The sequence below is a fragment of the Nitrosomonas sp. Nm166 genome (assembly GCF_900112825.1).
Lineage (GTDB): Bacteria > Pseudomonadota > Gammaproteobacteria > Burkholderiales > Nitrosomonadaceae > Nitrosomonas.
In genome coordinates this window covers 1-8,843 of sequence record NZ_FONE01000067.1, presented here as the reverse complement: position 1 = coordinate 8,843, position 8,843 = coordinate 1, and the positions used below count along the sequence as shown (strand labels likewise).

At 41.9% G+C, this 8,843-nt stretch carries 10 protein-coding genes, 1 tRNA gene and 1 pseudogene; 8 read left to right on the top strand and 4 right to left on the bottom strand.

The features are described 5' to 3' along the window. On the bottom strand, positions 1-152 hold a 152-nt coding region (locus BM021_RS16335), incomplete at its 3' end, for a methane monooxygenase/ammonia monooxygenase subunit C (RefSeq protein WP_305728878.1). 352 nt (positions 153-504) lie between these two features. Between BM021_RS16335 and BM021_RS13980 the strand changes: the two genes are divergently transcribed. The 4 genes from BM021_RS13980 (at position 505) to BM021_RS13965 (ending at position 4,213) form a co-directional block, all read left to right on the top strand. Further along, complete coding sequence (locus tag BM021_RS13980; protein ID WP_090721623.1) at positions 505-2,208, top strand: OprO/OprP family phosphate-selective porin; 1,704 nt, start codon at positions 505-507, stop codon at positions 2,206-2,208. A gap of 218 nt (positions 2,209-2,426) precedes the next feature. Continuing rightward, positions 2,427-3,443, top strand: a complete 1,017-nt coding sequence (locus BM021_RS13975; protein WP_090721622.1) for a PstS family phosphate ABC transporter substrate-binding protein — start codon at positions 2,427-2,429, stop codon at positions 3,441-3,443. A 121-nt stretch (positions 3,444-3,564) separates the two neighbouring features. Then, positions 3,565-4,035: an MEKHLA domain-containing protein gene (locus tag BM021_RS13970; RefSeq protein ID WP_143074359.1), complete on the top strand. Its 471-nt coding sequence runs from the start codon at positions 3,565-3,567 to the stop codon at positions 4,033-4,035. A gap of 86 nt (positions 4,036-4,121) precedes the next feature. Then, positions 4,122-4,213: transfer RNA gene (locus BM021_RS13965), tRNA-Ser, on the top strand. Positions 4,214-4,260: 47 nt separating this feature from the next. On the opposite strand, the gene BM021_RS15355 is transcribed toward BM021_RS13965, so the two are convergent. The 3 genes from BM021_RS15355 to BM021_RS13950 form a co-directional block, all read right to left on the bottom strand. After that, the gene (locus BM021_RS15355) at positions 4,261-4,569 is read right to left on the bottom strand and encodes an HNH endonuclease signature motif containing protein (protein ID WP_143074358.1); all 309 of its coding nucleotides are present in this window, start codon (positions 4,567-4,569) and stop codon (positions 4,261-4,263) included. Positions 4,570-4,698: 129 nt separating this feature from the next. Then, positions 4,699-5,196 (bottom strand): hypothetical protein, encoded by a 498-nt coding sequence (locus BM021_RS13955; RefSeq protein ID WP_090721620.1) that lies wholly within the window; start codon positions 5,194-5,196, stop codon positions 4,699-4,701. Positions 5,197-5,346: 150 nt separating this feature from the next. Continuing rightward, a complete protein-coding gene (locus tag BM021_RS13950) occupies positions 5,347-6,003 on the bottom strand; it encodes an integrase catalytic domain-containing protein (RefSeq protein WP_090721619.1) in 657 nt (218 codons plus the stop codon). Positions 6,004-6,802: 799 nt separating this feature from the next. Here BM021_RS13950 and BM021_RS15615 point away from each other — a divergent pair. From BM021_RS15615 to BM021_RS13930, 4 genes and pseudogenes are all read left to right on the top strand, one after another. Next, on the top strand, positions 6,803-6,976 hold the full coding sequence (locus tag BM021_RS15615; RefSeq protein WP_177186391.1) for a hypothetical protein: 174 nt from the start codon (positions 6,803-6,805) through the stop codon (positions 6,974-6,976). Positions 6,977-7,406: 430 nt separating this feature from the next. Further along, positions 7,407-7,586, top strand: a pseudogene (locus BM021_RS16665) (ArdC-like ssDNA-binding domain-containing protein); the annotation flags it as partial. 84 nt (positions 7,587-7,670) lie between these two features. Further along, positions 7,671-7,961 (top strand): ImmA/IrrE family metallo-endopeptidase, encoded by a 291-nt coding sequence (locus BM021_RS13935; protein ID WP_090721616.1) that lies wholly within the window; start codon positions 7,671-7,673, stop codon positions 7,959-7,961. Between the two features lie 154 nt (positions 7,962-8,115). Then, positions 8,116-8,442: a hypothetical protein gene (locus tag BM021_RS13930; RefSeq protein WP_090721615.1), complete on the top strand. Its 327-nt coding sequence runs from the start codon at positions 8,116-8,118 to the stop codon at positions 8,440-8,442. Positions 8,443-8,843: the final 401 nt, after the last annotated feature.

Below are 8,843 nucleotides of genomic sequence, written 5' to 3'. Positions count from 1 at the left end.
GAATAAGCAAATGTCCTTTGATACCAGATCCAAAATATCGCAACCAGCAGCATCGTTGCCATGCCCAGCTTGTAGTACTTAGAGTCGTACCACAGTGACATGTCGTAGTCAGCACTCTTGCTTGAGCTAGTTGCGCCATATGTTGTTGCCATTTTCTACCTCCTATTAATTAATGAGTTAGTTAATAGAAATATATATGATTAGCATAGAACATAGAAAGCAATCTATAACTAATCATCTACATTAGACAAGTAGTATTTGAAAAAAAGTTCCCACTAGTCCAAGAAACAAGGAGCGACGAAAATCACTTATCATTTCAATTCCTTATTTTAGAAATTAATTATCCTTAACACAAGTAGTTACTTCATTACTGAAGTTCGGAATGGAAAAACATTTTGTCACAAAGCTGTAAAAAAATGCAACTGTCATAAAACTGTAACATTGCTGCTATATAACGATCGCCATCTTATGTAACTAACTTTTGAAACCTGGATCAAGAAGAATATGAAATCATTCAGATTTATTTTGGCAATCGCAGTGGCAATAAATTTATGCGCCATATCCAGTACTTATGCATTGGATTTATATGTAGACACAAAAACCAAGCAGATTTTCGCAGAACCAGGACCTGGCCGGGTACATATAGGTTCATACGTAAAAGAAGAAAAAGTAGAATCACCACCGGTCTCATCACAACAAGTTTTGGCAGACTCTGCAAAAAAAACAGAATCGACTGAATCAGCTCCAGCCCGTCAAAATCAAGCCACAGAAGTCGCGAATAAGGCCTTACCTGAACGTCTCGCTAGTCAAGTCTCGGTACTCGAAGAACGTGTCAAGGAAGTTGAAAAAATACACGGAAATTTTGATGATCGCGGTTTACATTGGTCAACCAAGGACGGTAATTTCTCAGTATCGCTCAATGGGCGTATACAACCTGCTTCGCAATACAATTTTATCAATGATCCTGATCCTGCTTTTGGAGCTAATCTGCCTAATGAATTGAATAGTGGTGCGAATATCCGTCGCGCTCGCTTGGGTATTGAAGGCACCTTTTTTAAAATATGGGATTATAAATTCGAGTATGACTTTAGCCGTGGTAATGGCACGGTTGGATCCGGAATTACCGACGCATTCGTGCGATTAAATCATACCAATGCGCTATCTTATAAAATTGGTTCATTTAAAGAACCATTCAGTCTGGAAGAAGCTGCCAGCAACCGGTTCTTAACGTTTATTGAACGCCATATGTCCGTTAACTCGTTCGTCGATAACCCTAATACTTATAAAACTGGTATCGGTGTCAATTACGCAGTGCAGCGCTGGCAAACTGGATTGGCTTTCCAAACAGAGCCTATTGGTGGTTGGTCAGCGGCTTCTACCTCAGTCAACGCCAACGGCAATCAGAACCGCAATAATGGCTCGGGTGATACCGGTTGGCAAGGTATCGGTCGCGTCAGTGGCAGACCATGGATGGAAGATGAAACCAAGTTCATGCATGTGGGTATCTCTGCGGGACACACTGCGGTTAATACCCAGTACCGGGCTGATGGCACCATGGTTGGAGAAGGACAGACAGGTGGCGGCGGCGGAATGGCATTCTTTGCATTTCCAGGAACCAACGTAGATCGCACCAATATACTGAATACCGGTAACCTGAGTACAGGCGCGCTAACTGATCCGAATCGCCGCGAGATTACCAGTTACGATCGCTATGGCGCAGAAGCCTGGTTTGTTTATGGTCCATTCTCAGCACAAGGTGAATATTTACGTACCAATATAAACGGTGCTGGTTACGACAATGAACATCTGACCGGCTATTACGGCTTTGCAAGCTATTTCCTGACCGGCGAGTCCAAGGCCTATCACGTCAGAAACGGTGCAGCAAACCGGATTAAACCTCATCGGCCATTTCAATGGAATGGTCCAGGCTGGGGCGCATGGGAAATCGCAGCGGGTTATGACTACATCAACATGAACTCTGGCGTAATCACTGGAGGTCAAGCTAATATGGTCAGATTCGGCCTGAACTGGTATCCCCATTCAAATGTTAAATTTCAGGCTAACGTCATCCATATGCTGGATATCAACACCGCAAGAACGCCGATCACCAATACGGATGGATATTCTGGTGGTAGTGGTGCACGGACTAATGGATGGAATAATGCGGATCTGAGCGCATTCTTGACACAGTGGACAATTGATTTCTAACAATCTTTATCAATAATTTAAGTTGTGTTTATGTCTAAGTTGGGAATTCGGTTTTCTTCTGTTTCTGGATTCCCAATCCATTCAAAAAATCTGCTTAGTTCCATGAAGTCGAATTGCAGTAATCAGAATACTGTCATTTACTAAAAAAATCGTTAATATGGTGCTTATAAAATCTAAAGCCCACTACATCAAGCAATCATCTCAAACAGGAGGATGAAATGCCGCAGTTATACAATATTTATTCATTAAAAATATTAATATTATTGAGCACCATCATGAGCGCTGCCAGCGCAAATGCTCAACCGCTTATTAAGATTGATGGCTCCAGTACTGTCTACCCAATCACTAAAACTGTAGCAAGCAAGTTTGAGATCGCTAAAAGGAATGCCGTTAAAGTAACAGTTGATATTTCAGGTAGTGGCGGCGGTTTCAAGAAATTTTGCCGCGGTGAGCTCGATATTGCCAACGCTTCCCGCCCTATTCTTAAAAATGAAATGGCAGATTGCAAAAATGCCAGTGTGCAATATATTGAAATACCCGTCGCATTTGATGCATTGACCGTGGCAGTAAATCCGGAAAACAACTGGAGTACGGCGATGACCATCGCAGAGTTGAAGAAAATGTGGGAACCTGCTGCGCAAGGCAAAATTACCAGATGGAATCAGATAAACCCGGCATGGCCTGATGAAGTCTTCAGACTCTATGGTGCAGATGCTGATTCCGGCACCTTCGACTACTTTACTAAGGCCATCGTTGGCAAGGCGAAATCAAGTCGCAGTGACTTTAACGAATCTAAGGATGACAACGTGTTGGTGGAAGGCGTAGCCAGTAATAAGAATGGACTGGGGTTTTTTGGATTTGCTTATTACATCGAAAACCAAAACAAGGTGACAGCAATTGCCATAGATAATGGCAATGGCGCTATCCTTCCATCTGTGGAAACTGTTGAAGACGGGAGTTATCAGCCTTTATCCCGTCCTATCTTTATCTATGTAAATGCTAAAGCGGCTGGGAAAGGTGAAGTTAAAGAATTTGTTGAATTTTATATGAAGAATGCCCTACTTACAGTAAAGGAAGTCAAATTCTTCCCGTTGCCACCCAGAGCTTATACAACTATGCTAGAGCACTTCAATAAGAAAAGAGTGGGGACGGTATTCAATGGCATATCGGCAGTAGGTCTTACTATTGACGACCTGATCAGGCGTGAAGGCCGCCTAGAATACGATAATTATTAGTCTATTCATTACAATTGAGATTCAGTAATACAGTGACAGTGAAACACCTTAGTCTATAGGTGGCACTGCCTTTCTGCCAAAAACTTTCCTATAATTTTCATTGTCTATACAATTTGCATTAATGATAAATAACGCGCAGAACCCACAAACAGTGCAATGGTGTCAATATTTGCTAGATAGCTATGCCTACTGGACTAAACAGGAACTCATCCATCGGCACGGCACACCACTTGAGCAAGCTGAGCGCTTATTCAACAGCCCATTTGTAGTCGCATCGCATGGTATAGAAAATGATCCCATATTGAATTACGGTAATCGAACAGCCCTAAATTTATGGGCTATGGATTGGCAACAGTTTACTCAGACACCCTCAAAGCTCACCGCTGAACCAATCAACCGTGAAGATCGCGCCCGCATGCTGGAGCAAGTTAAAACACAAGGATATATCTCCAATTATAGCGGTATAAGAATTTCCAGTACCGGAAGACGTTTTCTGGCTGATCAAATCATCATTTGGAACATCCAGACATCTACTGGCACAGTAATAGGACAGGGCGCTACCTTTTCCATTTGGAAACATTTAAGCTACTAAACTTCCAGTTCTACAAGCGACTTAAAACAAATTTGCCCGAAAATAAGATCTGGTTTATTCTTTGTCCCTTTGTTTATTTCTAATCTGGAGAAGTGACCGAGTGGTTGAAGGTGCACGCCTGGAAAGCGTGTGTACGGCTCAAACCGTACCGCGGGTTCGAATCCCGCCTTCTCCGCCAATAAAGTCAATAATATCAACTACTTATTTGATATTAACTGACCAAATTTAGGCATAATTGGTCATGTTTTGGCATAGTTTGGTCAGCATTCTTAAAGCTAAAATTCTTATTTTTGAATAGATTCCTTCCCTCTCCCATCGATCTTTGCAATGATCATCAGCACAAGTTTTTATTGATTCCGGAAGCCATTGCATATTCCTTACAGCATCGCATCCGCCTTCTGCTAGCGGTATTACGTGATCAATTTGCCAATCAGCGCGGTTATAACCAGCAGGCAAAGGATAAAGCCGCTCAAACTCTCTAGTGACAGTACGGCTACGCTTAATCGACCCATCAGCATTACTATTAGATGACAATTACCCTGTCCGGTCCGTATTGCCTCAATCAAAAATCATACTATTATCTAACGGTACACCTCATCACAAAAAGTTTAGTTTCAAAGCCTACGAGCAGGGCTTACCCAGTATACCTACAGTACGATCATGTCAGTAATTAAGTGATTTCGCTACATCCTTTTTCCCACAATCCAAATTAGTCTGAATGCCTGTATCTGTAATGGAGAAAGTCAGCGGAGGCGTCATTTGATTGGTCATGAGTGCTCGCAATGTTTTTTCATGACTTTCTTGTTCCTGGTGCCATTGTGCGATTCTTCTTTGCAGGGTCCTGGTTTGACCAGTGGAAAACTGGCTTGGGTACTTTCCCATGACCCACTGTATAATTTCACTGGCTGTAGTCTCTGGCATCAGCTCTAGCCGCAATCGAATCTCATCCCAAACATTTTCAAAAGGATCTTTTCTCGTTCGCCAAGTGCGAGGAGCTTTTCTTAAGTCTACCTTTTCGCTTGTGTGATAATGACGATTTAAATTACCGCACTTCTCCGGTTGCGTATTTTGATCGTTAATATCATCTTTGCTGACGACAAAACTGGATTCTGCACTGTCGTTCTTGTTCCAAGAAAATTCCCATAACTTATCTTGTAGCATTTCCAGCTGAGCCAGTATATCGACAGGGTCGAATATTTCATATTCTGCAGTTTACGAGTCTTTCTTTGCCTGACTAATATGCTCAGAGAGCAGGATACGTTGGAATGGCGTCTTTGCGCTATCGTATCTCTTTGATACTTTAGCCCCTTGTCATTCTTTCTCTGGCAGCTTCAGTGATGGATGAAAAAAGTTAACATACTTCCTCAATACGCAATACAACTTAGCCAGCGCTTCCCAGGCTTCCCGGCCTTCGAATCGGCCATAACCCACCAGTCTACGCGCTACCGAGCCATTCTTTTCTTCAAATGGGCTTGATCGTTTTTTACGGTGTGTTCGTGCGCGAGTAAAGGTAATAAACCTATCTTCACAGTAGTCTAACAAGTCATAGTTAATAAACTCACTACCGCAATCAGTATCTAGTCCTTGCAAAGGGAATGGCAATAGTTCATCAGCGACTCGCAAACCGTTAATAATATCACTGGCACATTTTCGCAGCAGTGGCATACCTTCTAACCATTCTGTAGATATATCAACCAGAACCAGTGTATTTAAGAAAGCGCCATTAGTGTTTCCACCACAGTGCGCGACCAAGTCAGCCTCCAGAAAACCTGGAGTGACATCGTTCCAATCAGCAAATGCCCTTACTTTAATTTGATGTTTTAAGAGATTGCCGCGATACGTGGTACTGACGCTTTTCTTGATGTTCTCTCGCTCCGGCCTCAACATGCGATCTACAGTGGCCGGACTGATGCTGAGCAAGTGTGCTCGCACATCGACTGGTAACCGTAGATGGTCATGATGTTCCATGGCCGTTACCAGCTGCGGCAAAAACGGCACGAACGCTTTGAGCAAATTTGGTTAGCGGTAACCCAGACTGAAATTAAGGCTTGTCGTACTTGTTCATCATACTTCTGGGATGCTGGGCGCTTTTTTGGTAGGGTAGGCATTTCTGCACTGTTCATCAGCTGAATGGCATACTTCCGCTCGTAACCTGTGGCAGCAACAAATCCATCCAATAACTTACTCCTATCCGCCCAACTCGCATTATGATACTTCTGCTTAATAATTGCCTGCAACTCCCTCCGAGCAGCTAGACTCTGATTTGATCATCATCTAAATCTCCTTTCTTATTGTTTCCAACTGGTATGATTTTAGATGAGGCAACGGCTCCTAAGTAGTATGATTTTTAATGAGTCAATGCGCAGATTGGATTTAACGGTAGTTTCTTGCTGCAGGTAAGGAAGGAATATTTCTGGTTTGACGAATCCGCCAATTTGGTAACGGCCATTTTCTATGTCTCCTGGCTTTAAGTTTTTTGAACTCGAAGCTGACTCGCCATGGAGACACGCTTCACGGAATTTTTGTATCCCATGATGCGTACGGCCTTCTTCTAACTGGATTTTCTCATCACGATCAATTCAATTTTGAATCGATTGCAATATTAATAATCTTTTTGATAAATATCAAGTTTACTTATAAATATATAGATTTTGATCAGATTCTTTTATGATAATCATAGGGTTATATTTCTATTTGTGTTGACATATATACTATATAAGCATATGATTATGTTCATGTTTTTAAAGATATGAACAAAGGGGACAAAATGGAAATGAAAAATTACTCAGTAATTAAAATTTCTCAAGAACTGCTAACTGGGCAAGTTGTAACAGAAGAAAAAATCTTGGAAGCGATTGAGAAAGTTGGGCGGTTCTTTAGCGCTCGCTACGATCAAAAAGCATATGTGGTAGAACTGAAACGCAGAAATAACGTTCATTAATCCGGCCCGGCGGGACCAAATCTAAACTGGAGGGTTAATGATGTTAATCAAAAAAGAATTTGAACAGGTTGTCCAAATAATCTACCACCAGATTGGTGGGCACAAATTTAAAGTTATGACTGGCGCAAAGCTTTTACAACACATAACGAAAAGCGAGGTGGTTTATCGTTCCTTTTACCTAGAATATCAGGTTTAAAAGTTAACTACGTAAAGATACTTTTAAATGATGATGACTTATATGAAATGGAGTTCGGAGAAATCACAAAATCAAAAATAGGTTTTCAATACAAATTAATTCACAAGCATATCAATGTCTTCTGTGGTTAAACAATGCAGTTTCTAACCCTGGTGTTTTAAGCTCTGCTTATGCAGCATTTCACAATTACAGCTTAGGCGATATGCTTGCTGACGCTTTCAATGCGCAAGCCGTGGACTGAATTTAGGACCAATTGCGTCATATAAGGCATGGCAAGAAAAGGGACGCAGCGTCAAGAAAGGTCAGAAAGCTATTGCTCTCTGCATGCCAGTCACACTGAAAGGCAAGCGCGAAAATGAAGAAGGCGAAACTGAAGAATTTCAATTTTCTCACTTTGTTTGGAAAAATAACTGATTCGTCTTAGAGCAGACTGAGGGTGAAGATTATGTTAATGAAGTAGTCTTCCCAAAATGGGACAAGTCAACTGCGCTTTCAAATTTGTATATTACGGAAGGTAAATTTGACCTTTATGACGATAACTGTCAAGGCTACGCATCAGGTACCTCGATCGCTATCAATCCGCTCGCACAGCATCCGCATAAAACACGATTCCATGAAATTGCTCACGTCGTTTTAGGTCATACTACAGAACACACAATGACAGATAGCGAACAAACCCCAAGGGTTATCAGAGAAGTAGAAGCAGAATCAGTAGCTTTCATATTGTTGTGTACTTTACTGGATCTGACAGGCAAGACGAATCGCGTGGATATATTCAGCACTGGTTAAATGAGGCGACCATTAGCGAAAAATCAGCACAAAAAATTTTTAGCGTAACTGACAAGATTCTGAAAGCTGGTGTCCCATCAAAAGAAAAAACTGAACTTACAGCATAACCCCCCAAGCCGCCGCTCGGGCGGCACAACTAAAAGGAGAATTGTGAATGTATAAACTTGATGAATTCCTAGATGATATTAAACCAATCTTGGAGTTTGATGTATTAAAGGCCCTAGATGCAGCCGGGTACCCAAGTATTGAAAGTGACGATTACATTAAATCCGGTCCACAGTATTTACGGACGTTTTTTAAGACTGCAGCCGATAATGCAAAAGAGTTAATCGATGCCGGTTTGCCCGAAACCGCGCTCATGGATGATATTCATAAATTTCTTAAAACTGGCATATCAGAGACTGACGAAACACCAGAGCTATTTAACCAGCCACAAGTCCAGGCATGTGTTAGTTCGATAATAGAATCTATGAGTAAATAATATTAATCACGACTACTCAAGCGCCTGATTATAAATATATAAACCAGCAAGCCATTCAAATGAAGATAAACCCATGCGCTTGGTGCTTTTCTGTCAGGGCGCGCGTGCAATGTTTCGTCACATGCGTACATCAAAGGATCGTACTGACCGCAGAAATTCATGGCAGCGATGATTTGCCCGAATGTTAAGCGCTCATCCTTTTCTAGATTCAAGCAAGCTTTTAGTCGAGCGTATGCAGAATCAGGCTTCATGTGAGGAAATAAGTAGTCACCCCTGAACAATTCTATTTTCAGGCGTAGGCGAGTGTAAGACGATGGTTGGCTCCGTCATCATTCATTAATGGCCAATGCAATTGCACGAGAATGAGGGCGAGAAGAAGCCTCAGCTTCCTCAGAATCATC

Bases quoted from the DNA above. Each gene is read 5' to 3' on its own strand.
- BM021_RS13980 (WP_090721623.1), top strand. From the start codon at position 505: ATGAAATCATTCAGATTTATTTTGGCAATCGCAGTGGCAATAAATTTA.
- BM021_RS13975 (WP_090721622.1), top strand. From the start codon at position 2,427: ATGCCGCAGTTATACAATATTTATTCATTAAAAATATTAATATTATTG.
- BM021_RS13970 (WP_143074359.1), top strand. From the start codon at position 3,565: ATGATAAATAACGCGCAGAACCCACAAACAGTGCAATGGTGTCAATAT.
- BM021_RS13955 (WP_090721620.1), bottom strand. From the start codon at position 5,196: ATGCTACAAGATAAGTTATGGGAATTTTCTTGGAACAAGAACGACAGT.
- BM021_RS13950 (WP_090721619.1), bottom strand. From the start codon at position 6,003: ATGGAACATCATGACCATCTACGGTTACCAGTCGATGTGCGAGCACAC.
- BM021_RS15615 (WP_177186391.1), top strand. From the start codon at position 6,803: ATGGAAATGAAAAATTACTCAGTAATTAAAATTTCTCAAGAACTGCTA.
- BM021_RS13930 (WP_090721615.1), top strand. From the start codon at position 8,116: ATGTATAAACTTGATGAATTCCTAGATGATATTAAACCAATCTTGGAG.